This window comes from Paenibacillus alkalitolerans, from assembly GCF_016482785.1.
Taxonomy (GTDB): Bacteria; Bacillota; Bacilli; order Paenibacillales; family YIM-B00363; genus Paenibacillus_AE; species Paenibacillus_AE alkalitolerans.
In genome coordinates, this window is the sequence record NZ_JAEMXM010000002.1 from 21,997 (window position 1) to 38,061 (window position 16,065).

The following is a 16,065-nucleotide window of genomic DNA, read 5'->3' on the forward strand; positions in this document are numbered from 1 at the left end:
GAATGCCGTTGTGGCAAACTATGAAAACCATTTCCTTGCCCGGGAGGTGTATGCTTATCGGCACTATCGTGTCCATCGGAACGGCCGTTCCCGAACACCAGGTTTCGCAAGACGAAGCCAGGCATTCCGTGCATCATATGTTCGGCTCCTCCGTGCCGAATTTTGACCGGTATTTGCCGATTTTCGAACATAGCGACATTGAAACGAGACATTTTTGCATGCCGCTCGATTGGTTTGCGGTTCCCCGTACGGTGGAAGAGAAGCATAGGCAGTTTATCATCCATGCGACCGGACTGGCGGAACGCGCCGCGCGCAGCTGCCTCGAGAAAGCCGGCGCCGAACCCCAAGACGTCGGTCACGTCATACTCGTTACGACAACCGGAACGGCGACGCCCAGCTTGGACGCCCATCTGTTTAACCGTCTCGGCTTCAATCCGCACGTCAAACGTTCCCCGTTATGGGGGCTCGGCTGCGCGGGAGGCGCTGCGGGCTTATCCCGGGCTTCGGAGTATGTCAAAGCGTTTCCCGGCGACCTCGCTCTATTGATCAGCGTGGAGTTATGCAGCCTTACGTTCATACGCGACGACGTGTCGAAAAGCAATATCGTCGCTACGTCGCTATTCGCTGACGGCGCGGCGGCGGTACTGGTTGCCGGAAGCGCAGCCGCTCCGGGCTTAGATGAGGCAGGGCCGCAAATTATTGCGACTCAAAGCACCACTTGGCCCGATTCGCTCGATGTGATGGGATGGGACGTTACGGACAGGGGTTTGAAGGTCGTCTTCTCCAGGGACATTCCTTCGATTATCCAAAATCATATGCGCTCTAATGCGGCACAGCTCATTGACAGTCAAGGATGGAATATCGAAGATATTGAACATTATGTGCTGCACCCTGGCGGCATGAAGGTGTTGAAAGCTTATGAAGAGTCGTTGGGCGTAAGCCCCGACCGCCTGGATGCGTCGCGGATGGTATCGCGGAAATACGGAAATATGTCGTCTTGTACCGTGCTGTTCGTGTTGGATGAAGTTTTGCGCCGAGGGGTGCAAAAGGGTTCGCGAGGACTGGCGGGTGCGCTCGGACCCGGGTTTAGTTCGGAATTGTTGTTGTTACAGTTTTAACGGAGGACGAGAGCGATGAACTTATGGTTTGCGTTGATTTTCAGTGGGGTGATCTCCCAACGCTTGTTGGAACTGAGGCTGGCGAAGCGAAATGCGATACGAATTCGCGGTATCGGCGGATACGAGATCGGGGCGGATCATTACAAATATTTAGTACTGCTGCATGCGGCCTTCTTTCTCTCGCTGCTGACGGAATTTTCCTTGCGGCGGCCATTCTTCTCTTTGTGGATGCTCGTCCCTTCCGCCATATTCATTTTGCTGCAAGCGGCAAGAATATGGTGTATCCGCTCTCTAGGCATCCATTGGAATACGCGCATCTTTATCGTTCCCGGCGCTCCGTTGGTGCGAAGAGGTCCGTACCGCTTCCTCCGACATCCGAATTACGCCGTCGTTACTCTGGAATTGCTGTTCCTGCCGCTCATCTTCGGGTGTTATTGGAGCGCGGCGCTGTTTCCGGTTTTGAATATGATTGTGCTGAAAAGACGTATTTCCCTAGAGGAGCAAGCATTACTCTCCATGTCAACAGCAGCGGAGTAACCGCGGCGCAAGGAGGTGAGCGGCGATGGTTCAACAATTTAATAGCGGCGGCTTAGAAGGCTCCGACTCGTTGGAAGCCGTATATTCCCCCCGCTTGGACGGAGATTCGGACATTGCCGCCGAATGGGTCGAGCGGATCGGCCGCCCCGGAGAGTATCCGTTCACACGGGGCATATATGCTTCCATGTACCGCGGCAAGCTGTGGACGATGAGGCAATATGCGGGTGCCGGTTCCGCGCGGGAGGCTAACCGGCGGCTGCGGTATTTATTGAGAAAAGGGCAAACCGGCCTTTCCCTCGCCTTCGATCTTCCGACGCAGCTCGGTCTCGACGCGGATGATCCGGCGGCTCAGGGTGAAGTCGGCAAAACCGGCGTCTCCGTATCCACGCTGTCCGATATGGAGACGGTGCTGAAGGGCATCCCGCTTGCGGACGTCTCGTTATCGATGACGATTAACGCCACGGCAGGCGCTCTGCTCGCCATGGCCGCATCCGTCGCCGGACAAACCGGCGTCGATGTCAGCCGATTGGCGGGAACGGTGCAGAACGATATTTTAAAAGAATTCGCCGCCCGCAATACGTATCTGTTTCCTCCCGAGCCTTCGCTGCGGCTCGCCGCCGACGTCATCCAATACGTCTGTGAAAGCATGCCGCGCTTTAACGCCGTCAGCGTCAGCGGCTACCATATGCGCGAAGCGGGTGCGACGGCGGCGCAGGAAGTGGGTTTCGCGTTTGCAAACGGCATTGCCTACGTCGAAGAGGCGCTCCGGCGCGGATTGCATATTGACGAGGTTGCCCCGCGCATATCGTTCTTCTTTGCTGCGCACAACCGTCTGTTGGAAGAGACCGCAAAGTTTCGTGCTGCCCGGCGTATGTGGGCGCGCATCATGCGCCAGCGGTTCGACGCGAAGGACCCGCGCTCGTGGCGGATGCGGTTCCATGCGCAAACCGCCGGATCCGCGTTGACGGCGGCGCAGCCGGACAACAACGTCGTGCGCGTCGCGCTGCAGGCGCTGGCCGCCGTTCTCGGCGGCGCGCAGAGCCTGCACACGAACGCGAAAGACGAGGCGCTGCGTCTGCCGAGCGCAGCCAACGCCGCGCTGGCGCTGCGCACGCAGCAAATCATCGCATACGAAAGCGGCGTTGCGGAAACCGTCGATCCGTTGGCCGGGTCGTATGCCGTGGAGGCGCTGACCGATGCGATGGAGCGGGAAATTGCCGCCTGCATGGAAGCGGTCGAGCGGGCCGGAGGCGCCGTTGAAGCGCTGCGCAGCGGGTATGTGCAGCGGGAAATCCGCGACGCAGCATTCCGCACGCACCTTAAGACGGCGAGCGGACAGCTTCCGGTCGTCGGCGTGAACCTCTTTGCGGGCGACGGACCGGAACTGCGCTTCGCTGCTCGCAAGAAAGACGCTGCGCAGGATATCGAACGCGTTCGCGCTGCGGAGCTGGACTCGGCAAGGAACAACCGGAGCGAAGCCGATGTTCGCAGGAAGCTCGTTCAACTGCAGTCGGATGCGGAAGCAGAGCGGAATACAATGCACTCGATCATCGATGCCGTTCAGTCCGGCTGCACCGTAGGCGAAATATTCGGCTGTTTGTCCGCCGTATTCGGCACATACCGCGAACAGTGGGAGGAATAAGAAAATATGACGTTACGAGTGCTCATTGCGAAAGCCGGATTGGACGGTCATGACCGCGGCGCGATCATATTGACGCGAGGTTTGCGCGAGCAAGGGCTGAACGCCGTATTTAGCGGAGTCCGCCGAACGCCGGAGGAAATCGCCAAGATGGCCGCAGATGGCGAGTTCGATTGCATTGGCCTCTCTTCGCATGCCGGAGCGCACCTCACTCTTTTCCCCCGTGTCGTGAACTCGCTCCGCACCGCCGGTTGGAGAGGCCGGCTCTTGATCGCCGGCGGCCTCATTCCCGCGGAAGACGTGCCACCTTTACTTCAAGCAGGCATCGACGCGGTGTTTCCGCCGGATATCGATATTCCGGCTGTCGCAGCCTACATCCGCTCCGCCGCCGGAAGTAGCCGCGAAACGTTCATCGCCCGGCATATGACAGCCGGGCGATGAGTCGCATTTTATTATAATCCGAGAACGACGCGGTCGTCGGCCAACCGCTTGCCGCGAATGGCGGCAAATTTCTCAAGAAGCGCCGGCACGGTTAATTGCCGCTTCTCTTCTCCTTCGACCTCAAAGATGATTTTCCCGCTGTCCATCATGATCAACCGGTTTCCGAGGCGAATCGCCTGCTCCATATTGTGCGTAACCATAAGCGTCGTGAGGCCGGTTTCCGTAACGATCCGTTCCGTCAGCTCCGTTACGAGCTCCGCGCGGGACGGGTCAAGCGCCGCGGTATGCTCGTCCAGCAGCAATATTTTCGGTTCGGTGAACGCCGCCATCAGCAAGCTGAGCGCTTGTCTTTCGCCGCCGGAAAGCAGCCCGACCTTCGCATTGATTCGGTCTTCGAGTCCGAGCCCCAGTCCGGCCAGACGTTCTTTGAACATCGCTTGCTTCGACCGGGTGATTCCCGACCCGAGTCCTCTGCTCTGTCCGCGGAGGTACGCAAGAGCCAGATTTTCCTGGATCGTCATTGACGGGGCCGTTCCCGCCATCGGGTCTTGAAACACACGGCCGATCCAACGGCTTCTTTCGTGTTCCTTCATTCGGTTGACGTTAATGCCGTCGATCTCAATATCGCCTGATTCGGGCACAAGTACGCCGGAAACGACGTTCATCAATGTCGATTTCCCCGCACCGTTACTCCCGATGACGGTTACGAAATCACCCTTCCGCAATTCAAGGGAAACGCCGCCCAATGCAATCTTCTCATCCGGAGTGTACGGGTAGAATATCTTGACGACACGATCCATCTTCAACATGTGCTACACCGCCTCCCCGCCGATTTGTTCGCTGCGTTTTTTCCCGATCGACTTTTCCCTGCTCTTCTTGCGAATTAACGGTACGGTCAACGCCACGATAACGATGAGCGCCGTCATCAGTTTCATGTCGGTGGGCTCTAACCCGTAACGCAGCGCAACGGCGATGACAATCCGGTAAACGACAGCTCCCAGCGCAACCGCCAACGTTGCCCTGGCTATCGATCCGGTGCCGAATATCACTTCGCCGATAATGACCGAAGCAAGCCCGACCACGATCATCCCGACGCCCATCTGAAGGTCGGCGGATCCTTGGTACTGGGCGAAAAGCGCCCCCGCGACGGCTACAAGCCCGTTCGATAAGCTCACGCCGACGATGATCGTGTTGTCCGTGTTTACTCCGAAGCTGCTGATCATCTTCGGATTATCGCCGGTCGCCCGTACGGCCATCCCCAAATCGGTCTTAAGAAACCAATCGATAATCAATTTAACTAATAAAACAACGATAGGCGCAATAATGAGCGCGTATGACACGTACGCAATTAACTCCCCGTCAGGGAAAACCGTCTCCTTGTTCAACAAAGGAATGTTCGGACGCCCCATGATGCGGAAGTTGATTGTGTATAAGGCGATCATCATCAATATTCCGGATAGAAGAGCGTTGATCTTACCCTTCGTATGCAGCAATCCGGTTACCGACCCCGCAGCAAGCCCGCCGAAAAAAGCAACCGCTGTAGCCAGCCAAGGGGAAATTCCGCCAACAATAAGAGCTGCCGCAATTCCGGCTCCTGTGGTGAAACTGCCGTCTACCGTCAAATCAGGGAAGTTGAGTATGCGAAACGTCAAGTAAACGCCCAGCGCCATAACTGCAAATATAAGTCCTTGCTCCACGGAACCGATCAAAGCGACAAGCATATAAATACCTCCGTACAAGTGAAGAGTGGCCCGCAATACGGGTCACTCTTATGTTATAAAAAATTATTGTTCAATGAGATGTTCCGGTTTCGCGAGCAAATCTTTCATCGCTTGCGTAATTTCCACGCCTTGCTTCCCGGCAGCCGTAGCGTTCAAGTACAAGTCCAATTGTTCGGGGAACATCACCGGTATGTCTCCGGGATTTTTTCCGTTAAGCAAAATATCCGCGGCCAGCTTGCCGGTTGTATATCCGATGTCGTAATACTGATAGCCGAACGTCGCCACACCGCCGCGCTTTAAGGAATCGACATCTCCTACGAACAGAGGCAACTTGTTCTTCTCGGCAACGCCAACAACGGTTTCGAGCGTAGGGACGACCGTGTTATCTTTCGGAATATAGATGGCGTCCACTCGTCCGACTAACGACTCGGCTGCCTGTTTTACGTCGGCGCTGGAAGCGACGGCCGCTTTCACGATTTTGATGTTATTCGCGGAAAGCGCCTCTTCCGCACGTTCGATGGCGACGACGGAATTTTGCTCGCCTTCGTTAATGACCGTGCCTAGCGTCTTCACATTCGGGAATTGCGACGCGATAAACTCCATCAGCTTCGCAATTTCGTCGGGATGGGTGTCGGATACTCCCGTTATGTTACCGCCCGGATTTTCCGCATTCTCGACAAGTCCGGCGCCAATCGGATCCGTAACCGCTGTAAACAGCACCGGAATGTCCTTGATTTGCTGCGCCAATGCTTGAGCGGAAGGTGTGGAAATCCCGAGCACGAGATCTTTCTTGCCGCCTGCAAACCCTTGGGCAATCGTCGTATTGTTAGCCTGTTCCCCCTGGGCGATGCCCAAATCTACCTCAAGATTCTCGCCTTCCACCAAGCCGTTGTCTTTCAAAGCCGCAAGAAACCCGTCTCGGGTCGCGTCCAGCGAAGGATGCTCCACAATTTGCGAGATGCCGATCTTATATGTCTTAGCTTCAGCTTCGCTTCCGCCGCCCGCACTGCCTTGCGTCGTATCCTGATTTTTCTGCCCGCATCCTGCGGAAACGGCCAAGACCGTCGCGGCGATAACCGCCAACCATTTTTTACTGACAACCATATGTTTCTCCCCCTGTTTCATTGTGCCGCCAACGCGTTGCACGATTAAAGACTTATAACGCGGCTTGTCCTTAAACCATAAAAATATTTTATATTTGTTGCAGCAGGCGCGTCAACAAAAAAAACACCCGAAGCTGCCGGGTGTTTCCAATTATGGGGATTTCCAATCGCCCAGCGCTTCATCCGCTTCCAAAGCGTATTCGAAATCCTCGATATCAAACACTTGAATCGGAACTTCCGTATCGATCACGCGATCCATAAAATCGAGCTGGTCTGTCAAGATCGGTACCTGCTCGCGCAGCGAAGAAAGAATCAGCTCCGTTTCGATCGGATCGAATGTCTCTCCGTATTGCGCATTCTCCATTGAATTGACTACAACAAAAGATACATTATCGTTGACGAGCAGCGGCGGACTCAGTCGCCACGGCGCGCCGAACGCTCTTTCGATTTTCTTGCGGTTCAACGGCTCTTCGAAGAACGCAATCATTTCGCTTATCTTCTGCTTTACGTGCGCGTCGTCTCCGGCTTCCGGCATGACAGGCTCGCTGCTGTCTTTCATTTCGTACAATTCCATTACCGTCGAATAAGGGAACAGGTACTCAACGGGCCGGTTCGGAACCATCAACTCTCCGTAAATCGCTGCCATAACAGCCTCAATGACAAACCGCTTTCTCATTCGAGAGCGCCTCCTTACCTTCCCGGACAAACCGAAATAGATGTCTATAAATAAATACCATAAATGAGCGGAAAAGTTAAGACGGAAAACGCCTACTGTATAATGTTCGCCGAAAACGAACGATAAAAAACCCTCCAGAATGTCCTGAAGGGTGAACGTCTTATACAATTATTAGGTGCTATTTACCGCCCCGTTTGATTTGTATCCGCACCCTGTCCGGCGACATGCTGCTGCCGGCGATGGCCGTACCGCTTCGGGCCGCGGAGAAGCAGCTTGCGCAGTTCTTCATCCCGTAGCCATAGTGCTCCCCACATTAGAATAGCAATATAAACCGGAAACAGTATATGTGTAAAAAGCGGCGAATCCACACGTAAGTTCGTAGCGATCGCTCCGCCGAAATATCCGGTCAGCAGCACCGCACCCAATAAAGATGTACGAGGGACGGCGTAAAGAATTATTGAGATGAGACCGAGCACTCCAATAGGAATTACATGATGTTCGGAATACCCGAGCGTTACCGTACCTTCCACAACGGGGGCGGGTTTGATCAGCTTGAATATGCTGTCTAACAACATAAACAGAATTACAACCGCGCTCATAATTCTTGCCGTCCAAAGCCTGCTCTTTGAAATCGTGTCCGCCATCAATTTTCCTCCTTTAACTTTACGCCATACGCGCGTGTAATCTTTCAATCCAAATAATACCATAAAATAATGAGTTGCGGTTTCTTTTATATTGCTAAGATTGACCACGATTAATCCGGCAAATTTCCGGATCTCGTCCCCACTTCAAATGACGGACGCACATGATCATACATGAGATGCAGTATCATACCCGTCGCCGCATGGTCGAGGTTGTGGCAATGGTCCATCCACATCCCCGGATTATTTGCGATAAATGCCACCTCATACGTCTCGCCGGGCCGCACGTTTAAAGTATCGGTTAACCATGACGTCTTCACTTTCTTGCCGTTCTTCTTCAGTACCGTCATATGATGCCCGTGAAGATGCATCGGATGCTCGGCAAGGCTTTTATTCACAAATGTTGTTTTTACTTTCTCGCCTTCTTTGACGACCAAAGTCGGCACGTTGGGATGGACTTCTCCGTTGATCGTCCATAGAAAATGAAACTTTCCGTTATAAAACCCCATCCTGTTCCCAAGGATCATCAGAAATTCTCTATCGAATCTTGTCGGAGAGGTTTCTTCATTTACTACGGCTTTCCCGTAATTCGACGGATCAAACAGTTCGGACTCGGCTTTAAAGCTCGGATTCACAGGCGGGTTTTCTGTATAGATGATAATACTGGGTCTATTATCGTTCTTATAATCGCCCATCTTGAACAAGACCGGATGGTCCGGCATCGTAAAAGTAACGTCGTATCTTCCGCCCGAGCCGAGACTGAATGCCGTCTCATCGGACAACAGGCCGGGCAGTTCAATACGCACGCCGTCAATACTTTCGATTCGATACTCGACTCCTTGTAGCAGGTATTTCTGAGACGACTTATGCGTGTTAATGATTCGCAGCTTTACCTTCTTCCCTGGGCTTACCTGAATTAATTGCTCGCCGTCGCCGTTTCCGAAAGCATGTTTATATCCTTGGTCCGTCTTCCATCGATGGTTGATAACGGTGATCTCTTCGTTATGAGTATCGGTTTCATTCTTGGGTTCTACTATAAGCGATCCGAACAGGCCTTTAGCCACTTGCTCCGCGGCTTGCTGGTGGGAGTGAAACCAATAGGTCCCTTCCTGCTCGGCGCGAAATTTATATGTGAACGATTGTCCCGGCTTCACGATATTCTGCGTCATGCCCGGTACGCCATCCATGGCATTCGGCACATTATAGCCATGCCAATGAATCGTGACTCCCTTATCGATATCTTTGTTGATCAGCTTCACTTCGACCATATCCCCATGACGAACCCGCAGCTCGGGGGCGATCTCTCCGTTATAAGTCCAGGCATCCATTCTGGCGCCGGAAGAGAGCTCGATTTCCGTCCGCTGCGCCGTCAGTTCAAACTTAACGTCTGCTGGCGCTGAAATATCTCCCGTCAGAGCGGCCACTTCCACTGTATTGGATTGATCATTGTGATTGTGCTGATTGTGGCTATCAGCCATCAGGGTAGACGTTCCGCCCCCTTCGTCAATCCGGTTGTGGTTCATCATGTCGGAAGCTTCCGGCAATTTGGATGCCTGAACGCCTGCCAACACATTCGTTACAACGACTGCGATCACAACAACCGACGTAAGGACGCTTGCGAGCATAAACTTCAACAGCCTTAATCCCAGGCTGCGCCGGATATTTCCGCCGCGTGCGGCCGCAAGATGTCTTCTAATTACAAAGAGAGCTGGCACGATCAGAATGAGAAGTATCAGCATAATTCTTTGAACGATTTCTAACGGTCCGGGCAAGACCGGCTGTGCAAAGATGTTGCTGGAGGCTGCCAAGCCGGACGTTAATACAGCCGCATAGTAAGATAATGGCAGAGCGGGATGCGTGATCTTGATCAATGTATCCTGAGTTAATTCTTCTCTATTTGGAGAATTCCGTAAGACTATTATTTTGGGCAATGCAGATATCACAATACAAAGATGCATGATCAACATAAAAGGCATAACCGCCTTGAAGGTTCCTTCGACGAACAGCCAACCGTTTCGGAGCCACAGGCTTATCATTACCGCGTACCAAAGCACGCCTATAATAAGCGCCATGCAGCTGACCCACAGCAGAAAGGTTCGCGATCTTTTCAATAGCCGATAATTTTTCGAATAAGGCAATCCGGTAACCACGAAACTAGCCGACAGCCATAATACCGTCATAGTGATTGTCAATATGATACTTGCAAAGGTCTCGAACATGAACATGCCACTCCTCTTGTATTCTTCCAATTATCGGAATTCCAATCTCTTGACTGTTATACTATCACCGGAATGTTGCGAACTTGTGGTGAAACTATCGAGAGGTTGTGGCGACAACAATTTTTCTATAAAGTGGTAAATATGAATTGTGGAGTTTCGGAGGGACGGGTATGGGGATCAAAGTGTTGGTCGCAGAGGACGAGATTAAAATTTCGTCATTGATGGAATCGTTTCTACGAAGTGAAGGCTATGAAGTCGAAACCGCGGCGGACGGAGCAACCGCACTGCAGCTCTTTGCGAGGAACAAACCGGATATTGTTATACTTGACTGGATGCTGCCGCTAATGAACGGATTGGATCTTTGCCGCAAGCTTAGGGAGCTCGGAGCGCCGGGGATTATCATGGTCACGGCCAAATCCGAAGAAACCGACAAAATCGTCGGCCTCGAGATGGGGGCGGACGATTACCTGACGAAGCCATTCAGCTTAAGGGAGCTTTCCGCGCGCATACGCTCTCTATTAAGAAGAATGAATAGGAATGAGCACGACGAACAAACCGGCGTGATAAGAAGAGGCGACCTGACAATTAACGAAAACAGCATGCAAGTCTTCAAAGGAACTCAAGAGCTGCATTTAACACCGACCGAATTCAAGCTGCTGCATCTGCTGGCGTCGAAGCCCGGACGGGTGTACAGCAGGATGCAACTGCTGCAGCATGCGTTCGAAGAAGAGTTTGTTGTAGACGAACGAACCGTGGATTCCCATATCAGTAAACTTCGGAAGAAGATCGAGAGCGATAACCGGCCATCCGACTACATTCAAACCGTTTACGGCTTCGGGTACCGTTTCGGAGCGGAACATGAAAATTAGAAACAAGCTGATTTTATCGATGAGCATTATGATCGTATTCATCATGCTCTTCCTGCTTGGCGTTACGCACGTCCAATTTTATATTGACCGCGATTTAGCTTACCTTGAGGAAAAGGCGGCATTCGAATCGTTGCGGGAGGAATTCGAGCAATATTATACGAGCAACGGCCATTCATGGGATAACGTTCATGCCGCCGAGTTCGTACATTCCCGCTTCTTCCCCGCAATCGTCCTGATCGCAAACGGGACACCCGTGTATCAACAAGGACAATTAAGCGCCGACGTTCTTCGGAATGAAGGTTATAAGTTGGCGCTTTTCGCCGATCAGAAGAAGGTCGGAAGATTATTTGTCATGAACGATAAGCAGCTTAAGACATACGAATTCAAATCGATGTGGTACTCCATTGTTCCGAATATCGCAAAAGCTTCGCTGCTTTTCACCTGCATAGCCGCTTTTCTGACCATCTTCTTTTTGTCCTGGAGAATGACGAGTCCAATTCGCAAGATCATCAAGGGGATCAATGACATCAAGAAGGGAAAGCCTGCCGTGACCCTTCCCGTACAAAGGAAGGATGAATTCGGGGCGATCTCCTCAGCTCTGCAGGAGATGAATGACGCTCTTGCTAACGCGGAACGGACCCGAAAGCAGTTTCTGTCCGATGTCGCACATGAACTGAAGACCCCGCTTATGATCATTCAAGGGGAGCTGGAACTGGTCCAAGAGACAGGAGCCCCGCTATCTTCCGCAAAGCAGTCTTCCATTCTTGATGAAGTATTGCGCCTATCGCGCTTGGTTCACGATGTATTGGATTTATCCAAGTTGGAAGCGGGCATGACGGATCTGCGTCCCGGGCCGGGCAATCTTGTTGAGGTTTTGGAAAATTTACAACAGAAAACCGAATTTTTGTTGGCAGATAAGCAAATCCGGTTTTCCATGAATATCGCAGAGGATTGCATTTACGTGTCAATGGAAAAAAACCGAATTCTTCAAGCTCTGTACAACATTTTGACGAATGCGATCCATTACACAAACCACGGCGGACAAATCCGGCTTCAAGCGCAACGGGTTTACCGGCCGGACCTGGAGCACGAATATATTTCTATTAAGATTGAAGACTCCGGGGTCGGTATTTCAGAAGAGGATCTTCCCCATATCTTCAACCGGTTTTACAGAGCGGACCATTCCCGATCCCGTCCAAGCGGCGGCACGGGGCTCGGACTGGCAATTGCGCAGCAAAACATCCTTGCGCACCGGGGCTGGATCGAAGTTCAGAGCGAGATAGGAAAAGGATCGGTGTTCACAGTGTATTTGCCGATTATACTCGGGTGAACCTCCCCCACCTATAACTTTATTACTAGGGGGAGAGGAGGTGGATCGGTCGCAGAAAAATTCCTTGACGGGAATATTCCCGATGATGTACATTGTAAGTGTTCGAACTGTACGGGAGGAGGGCCGTTCACATTATAAGCAATTCGATTCAAAGCATATTCGTATGCGGAACGCAGGAGTGCTCGTAACGATGACGTTCGTCGAACACGAAGACAAGAGGCATCTCCGGAGCATTTGTCCAGTCTTCCGCAGAAACCCAGTAAGGATAATTTTATAACGAGGTGGATAATTAATATGGAAACAGGTAATAAAGTAACAATAACGGTAGAAGCCACAGTACATAAACCGGTTGGAGAAGTGTGGAAATATTGGACGGAGCCGCAGCATATAACAAAATGGTGTGCTGCTTCTGATGAATGGCATGCGCCAAATGCCGAAAATGATTTAAGGGTTGGCGGGAAATTCCTAACAAGAATGGAAGCTAAGGATGGCAGCTTTGGATTTGATTTTAGCGGTGTTTATGATGAAGTCAGAATAAACGAGCTTATTTCTTACACTCTTGGAGATGAAAGAAAAGTTACGATTACTTTTATTAGCCAAGGAAACGACACCAAGGTAATTGAAACTTTTGAAGCAGAAACCACCAATTCCGTTGAAATGCAGCAAGCAGGCTGGCAGGCGATTCTGGACAATTTTAAAAAGTATAGCGAATCCTCCAAAGAAGATTAGGATAGAAAAGCCCAACCTGCACACATGCATGTTGGGCTTTCCGTTAAAACTCGTCCGCACTAGGACCGTAAATACCCGGCAGCGGAACCCCCAATAATCTGAGATATACCGTCAACTGGCCCCGATGATGGTACCAATGGTTGAGCATGATTGTGCGTACCATCTCCATTCGGGGCACCTGAATGACCGGAACGCCTTCGCGGGTGAGCGTCCATGTCTCCATAAGACCGGCTTCTCCCCATGCAAGAAGCTTGTTTTCAGCGATAGCCGCGTATTTATCTAATGCCGAAAGTATCTCGCCGAGCGATGCCGCCTCGGAAAGCGGTACATCCGGCACTTCGCGGGGACTTTCGTTCAGAAGCTCGGCAACGCCTCCGATTACGCTCGCGGTGTGCAAAGCCAATTGACCCAACGACATCGATTTTTCATGCGGTTTCCAGGAAAGCTTGTCTTCCGGTACCCTTTCGAGCACCCTGCGTGTCGCTTGCGCTTCCCGCTTAAGCTCTGCAATCAATAAATCGGAATAATTCATTTAACTCCTCCTTGGTATGCCAGTCTACGCTAACGATACCATGAAACGAAACAACAAATTTCTTCTTGATTGCTATGTTTCGGAATCAACGGCTTGACCATGCTAAACAACAGAAGTCTCGGAACGCTCTCCCTTGATTTTTGCCCGATACTGCCCCGGCGTTAATCCCGTCCACTTCTTGAAAGCGTTCTGAAAAGCGCTAGGCTCCGAAAAATGCAGCACATAGGCAATGTCACCGACAGAGTACTCGAATTTCATTAAGCAGTCGACCGCCATTTCCTTTCGTACGCGGACGGACAAATCGTTATAGGAAGTATTCTCTTCTTTTAATTTACTTTGCAGCGTTCTTGCACTGACCCCGAAATATGCCGCCGTTTGCCGTAATGTCGGGAATGAATTAGGAAGACTTTGTTTGAGCCATTGATACACCTGGTCTGACAACGTATTTGCCTGCATTAGTCCATCTCTTGTTGCCTTCGCAACGGATTCAAACATTTGCAGAAGTTTCGGATCGGAATACATCACCGGATATCGCATCACATCCTTGCTCATGCACAGAACATGCTCTTTCGCGCCAAACTCGGGAATTCTCCCGAAGACGGTCAAATACGGACTCGCATCGGACGGAGCATCATGTGAAAACTGAATCCCGCTTAGCGGAATTTGCCGGGTGCTAAGCTTGCCGATCAATCGGTACAACAAACAAGCCATATCCTCCGCGCAATGACGGGACATCTGTCCGGGATGTTTCATAAACAGCCGGATTTTTACTTCCCCTCTGCCCTCTTCCCAGTCCAACATATAGTCGCTGCAAACAATCTCGTAATATCTTCGGTAAGCTTGAAGCGCATCGGCAACGCTGCCGGAATGCATCATCACATAACCAACAATCCCCAGATCGGCAAACTCCATATTCTTTCCCTGGTGCAACCCAAAATAGCCGTCTTGGGTAAACTCCGCGGCCTTTATCATTAACCGCTCAAGCTCTTCCGCAGGTATTCGGGCTTCCGCATCCTGCAGTAGACCGGCGTCAAATGGAGCATAACTGCAAAATTGCTCCACATCGTACCCTTTGCGGACGATCGTCTTCATTATCGGATATACCATGGAAATAGCCGCCCCGCCGCTTTTCACCCGCGTTCCTCCTTTGCGCAAATTAGCAATTTTTTTGCGTTTTTCATCATTCAATTACCGATCGCTTCATTCTATGATGATTGTAGTCTTTCAAGGAGGAATTGCAAATGAAATCGAAAATTCTCGTTATCAACGGACATCCCGATCCGCAAAGCTACTGTTCGGCTTTAACGGCCGCTTATATCGAAGGAGCTTCGGGCAGCAACACACAGATCCGGCAGATTGAGCTAAGCAAGATCAATTTTGATCCGAACTTAAAGTACGGGTACCGGCAAAGAATGGAGCTTGAAGAAGATTTGCGGTCGGCGCAAGATTTGCTGCGGTGGGCGGATCACCTTGTATTCGTCTATCCGACATGGTGGGGAGCGATGCCGGCTATTTTGAAAGGGTTTTTCGATCGCGTCTTTTTGCCCGGCTTCGCTTATAAATTCCGGGAGAATTCCTCTCTTTGGGATAAGCTGTTATCCGGAAAATCCGCTCGTCTGATCGTCACGATGGACACTCCGCTCTGGTATAATCGTTGGATATACAGGCACGCCGGGCATAATGTGATGAAACGCAATATTTTGCAATTTTGCGGAATTACCCCCGTTCTTATTACCGAAATCGGGCCGGTTAGACCGTCTTCGGAGAAGCAGCGTGCCAATTGGCTGAATAAAGTGAAGCGGTTTGGTTCCAAGTTGAAATAATGCAGTAGCGCCGCGGATCGCGGGGATTTGCTGTCCATGCTCATGCAAGCTCGGGACGACGACGGGATCGGAATGTCCGACGAGCAGCTGAGAGACGAGGTCATGACCATATCTTGCCGGTACGAAACGACGGCGAATGCGTTGTCTTGGACGTTTTACTTGCTCGCCCGACATCCCGAAGCGGAGGAAAAGTTAGCTGACGAGTTGGGACGTGTACTGGAGGGAAACGCGCCTGCCTTTCATCATTTCCCGCATCTTCACTTTACGCAGTCCGTTATTAAAGAATCGATGCGCCTCTACCCTCCCGTATGGTGGATTTCCAGGGAGCCTAAGGAAGACGTATGGCTTGATGATTACTTTTTACCGGCCGGCTGCGACATCGCTTTGAGCCAATGGGTCATGCACAGACGTCCTGAATATTTTACAGAGCCTGCATCGTTTATTCCGGATCGATGGAACCGGAAGTTTGAAGAATCATTGCCTTCTTACGTATACTTTCCTTTTGGAGCAGGGCCCCGAATATGCATCGGAAATAACTTCGCCATGATGGAAGCCGTTTTATTGCTTGCGGCGATCATGCAGCAGTTTCACTTTGATCTGGATATAAGCAGTTCAGTGGTTATTGAACCGTCTATTACGCTGAGACCGGAACAAGGAATATATGTAGTAATCAACAAAAGATGATCC

17 protein-coding genes are annotated in these 16,065 nt (G+C 51.5%); 9 read left to right on the plus strand and 8 right to left on the minus strand.

All coding sequences use genetic code 11. The features are described 5' to 3' along the window. Positions 1–50 precede the first annotated feature (50 nt). From JET16_RS03820 to JET16_RS03835, 4 genes are read left to right on the plus strand one after another with little or no spacing between them, the layout of a single operon-like run. A complete protein-coding gene (locus JET16_RS03820) occupies positions 51–1,118 on the plus strand; it encodes a type III polyketide synthase (RefSeq protein WP_199614318.1) in 1,068 nt (355 codons plus the stop codon). Between the two features lie 15 nt (positions 1,119–1,133). After that, entirely contained in the window at positions 1,134–1,655 is a 522-nt protein-coding gene (locus JET16_RS03825; protein ID WP_199614319.1) for an isoprenylcysteine carboxyl methyltransferase family protein, read from the plus strand. Positions 1,656–1,680: 25 nt separating this feature from the next. After that, a complete protein-coding gene (locus JET16_RS03830; RefSeq protein ID WP_199614320.1) occupies positions 1,681–3,297 on the plus strand; it encodes an acyl-CoA mutase large subunit family protein in 1,617 nt (538 codons plus the stop codon). A 6-nt stretch (positions 3,298–3,303) separates the two neighbouring features. After that, positions 3,304–3,735: a cobalamin B12-binding domain-containing protein gene (locus JET16_RS03835; RefSeq protein WP_199614321.1), complete on the plus strand. Its 432-nt coding sequence runs from the start codon at positions 3,304–3,306 to the stop codon at positions 3,733–3,735. Positions 3,736–3,746: 11 nt separating this feature from the next. On the opposite strand, the gene JET16_RS03840 is transcribed toward JET16_RS03835, so the two are convergent. The 6 genes from JET16_RS03840 to JET16_RS03865 form a co-directional block, all read right to left on the minus strand. Next, a complete protein-coding gene (locus JET16_RS03840; protein ID WP_199614322.1) occupies positions 3,747–4,544 on the minus strand; it encodes an ABC transporter ATP-binding protein in 798 nt (265 codons plus the stop codon). 3 nt (positions 4,545–4,547) lie between these two features. After that, on the minus strand, positions 4,548–5,456 hold the full coding sequence (locus JET16_RS03845) for an ABC transporter permease (protein WP_199614323.1): 909 nt from the start codon (positions 5,454–5,456) through the stop codon (positions 4,548–4,550). 63 nt (positions 5,457–5,519) lie between these two features. Then, positions 5,520–6,560 carry an ABC transporter substrate-binding protein gene (locus JET16_RS03850; RefSeq protein ID WP_233531062.1) on the minus strand — a complete coding sequence of 347 codons (1,041 nt, stop codon included), beginning with the start codon at positions 6,558–6,560 and terminating at the stop codon, positions 5,520–5,522. A gap of 150 nt (positions 6,561–6,710) precedes the next feature. After that, on the minus strand, positions 6,711–7,235 hold the full coding sequence (locus JET16_RS03855; protein WP_199614325.1) for an ADP-heptose synthase: 525 nt from the start codon (positions 7,233–7,235) through the stop codon (positions 6,711–6,713). Between the two features lie 182 nt (positions 7,236–7,417). Next, positions 7,418–7,879, minus strand: a complete 462-nt coding sequence (locus tag JET16_RS03860) for a DoxX family protein (RefSeq protein WP_199614326.1) — start codon at positions 7,877–7,879, stop codon at positions 7,418–7,420. A gap of 110 nt (positions 7,880–7,989) precedes the next feature. Beyond that, positions 7,990–10,095 (minus strand): multicopper oxidase family protein, encoded by a 2,106-nt coding sequence (locus tag JET16_RS03865; RefSeq protein ID WP_199614327.1) that lies wholly within the window; start codon positions 10,093–10,095, stop codon positions 7,990–7,992. 170 nt (positions 10,096–10,265) lie between these two features. Between JET16_RS03865 and JET16_RS03870 the strand changes: the two genes are divergently transcribed. The 3 genes from JET16_RS03870 to JET16_RS03880 all read left to right on the plus strand — a co-directional run bounded on the left by JET16_RS03870 (position 10,266) and on the right by JET16_RS03880 (position 13,023). Further along, positions 10,266–10,964 carry a response regulator gene (locus JET16_RS03870; RefSeq protein ID WP_199614328.1) on the plus strand — a complete coding sequence of 233 codons (699 nt, stop codon included), beginning with the start codon at positions 10,266–10,268 and terminating at the stop codon, positions 10,962–10,964. Then, positions 10,954–12,294 (plus strand): sensor histidine kinase, encoded by a 1,341-nt coding sequence (locus JET16_RS03875; RefSeq protein ID WP_199614329.1) that lies wholly within the window; start codon positions 10,954–10,956, stop codon positions 12,292–12,294. Before JET16_RS03870 ends, JET16_RS03875 begins: the two co-directional genes overlap by 11 nt. A 294-nt stretch (positions 12,295–12,588) precedes the next feature. Continuing rightward, positions 12,589–13,023 carry an SRPBCC family protein gene (locus tag JET16_RS03880; RefSeq protein ID WP_199614330.1) on the plus strand — a complete coding sequence of 145 codons (435 nt, stop codon included), beginning with the start codon at positions 12,589–12,591 and terminating at the stop codon, positions 13,021–13,023. A 43-nt stretch (positions 13,024–13,066) separates the two neighbouring features. On the opposite strand, the gene JET16_RS03885 is transcribed toward JET16_RS03880, so the two are convergent. Next, on the minus strand, positions 13,067–13,555 hold the full coding sequence (locus tag JET16_RS03885) for a DinB family protein (protein ID WP_199614331.1): 489 nt from the start codon (positions 13,553–13,555) through the stop codon (positions 13,067–13,069). Between the two features lie 102 nt (positions 13,556–13,657). Next, the gene (locus tag JET16_RS03890; protein ID WP_407673076.1) at positions 13,658–14,689 is read right to left on the minus strand and encodes an AraC family transcriptional regulator; all 1,032 of its coding nucleotides are present in this window, start codon (positions 14,687–14,689) and stop codon (positions 13,658–13,660) included. Between the two features lie 107 nt (positions 14,690–14,796). On the opposite strand from JET16_RS03890, the gene JET16_RS03895 reads away from it, so the two are divergent. Beyond that, complete coding sequence (locus tag JET16_RS03895; RefSeq protein ID WP_199614332.1) at positions 14,797–15,378, plus strand: NAD(P)H-dependent oxidoreductase; 582 nt, start codon at positions 14,797–14,799, stop codon at positions 15,376–15,378. Positions 15,379–15,405: 27 nt separating this feature from the next. After that, positions 15,406–16,062 carry a cytochrome P450 gene (locus JET16_RS03900; protein WP_267908655.1) on the plus strand — a complete coding sequence of 219 codons (657 nt, stop codon included), beginning with the start codon at positions 15,406–15,408 and terminating at the stop codon, positions 16,060–16,062. The last annotated feature ends 3 nt before the right edge of the window (positions 16,063–16,065 follow it).

What these genes read in the sequence shown, in the direction of transcription:
- JET16_RS03875 (WP_199614329.1), top strand. Translation starts at nt 10,954, where the DNA reads ATGAAAATTAGAAACAAGCTGATTTTATCGATGAGCATTATGATCGTA.
- JET16_RS03880 (WP_199614330.1), top strand. Translation starts at nt 12,589, where the DNA reads ATGGAAACAGGTAATAAAGTAACAATAACGGTAGAAGCCACAGTACAT.
- JET16_RS03845 (WP_199614323.1), bottom strand. Translation starts at nt 5,456, where the DNA reads ATGCTTGTCGCTTTGATCGGTTCCGTGGAGCAAGGACTTATATTTGCA.
- JET16_RS03835 (WP_199614321.1), top strand. Translation starts at nt 3,304, where the DNA reads ATGACGTTACGAGTGCTCATTGCGAAAGCCGGATTGGACGGTCATGAC.
- JET16_RS03855 (WP_199614325.1), bottom strand. Translation starts at nt 7,235, where the DNA reads ATGAGAAAGCGGTTTGTCATTGAGGCTGTTATGGCAGCGATTTACGGA.
- JET16_RS03820 (WP_199614318.1), top strand. Translation starts at nt 51, where the DNA reads ATGCTTATCGGCACTATCGTGTCCATCGGAACGGCCGTTCCCGAACAC.
- JET16_RS03885 (WP_199614331.1), bottom strand. Translation starts at nt 13,555, where the DNA reads ATGAATTATTCCGATTTATTGATTGCAGAGCTTAAGCGGGAAGCGCAA.
- JET16_RS03830 (WP_199614320.1), top strand. Translation starts at nt 1,681, where the DNA reads ATGGTTCAACAATTTAATAGCGGCGGCTTAGAAGGCTCCGACTCGTTG.
- JET16_RS03825 (WP_199614319.1), top strand. Translation starts at nt 1,134, where the DNA reads ATGAACTTATGGTTTGCGTTGATTTTCAGTGGGGTGATCTCCCAACGC.
- JET16_RS03865 (WP_199614327.1), bottom strand. Translation starts at nt 10,095, where the DNA reads ATGTTCGAGACCTTTGCAAGTATCATATTGACAATCACTATGACGGTA.
- JET16_RS03895 (WP_199614332.1), top strand. Translation starts at nt 14,797, where the DNA reads ATGAAATCGAAAATTCTCGTTATCAACGGACATCCCGATCCGCAAAGC.
- JET16_RS03860 (WP_199614326.1), bottom strand. Translation starts at nt 7,879, where the DNA reads ATGGCGGACACGATTTCAAAGAGCAGGCTTTGGACGGCAAGAATTATG.
- JET16_RS03850 (WP_233531062.1), bottom strand. Translation starts at nt 6,560, where the DNA reads ATGGTTGTCAGTAAAAAATGGTTGGCGGTTATCGCCGCGACGGTCTTG.
- JET16_RS03870 (WP_199614328.1), top strand. Translation starts at nt 10,266, where the DNA reads ATGGGGATCAAAGTGTTGGTCGCAGAGGACGAGATTAAAATTTCGTCA.
- JET16_RS03840 (WP_199614322.1), bottom strand. Translation starts at nt 4,544, where the DNA reads ATGTTGAAGATGGATCGTGTCGTCAAGATATTCTACCCGTACACTCCG.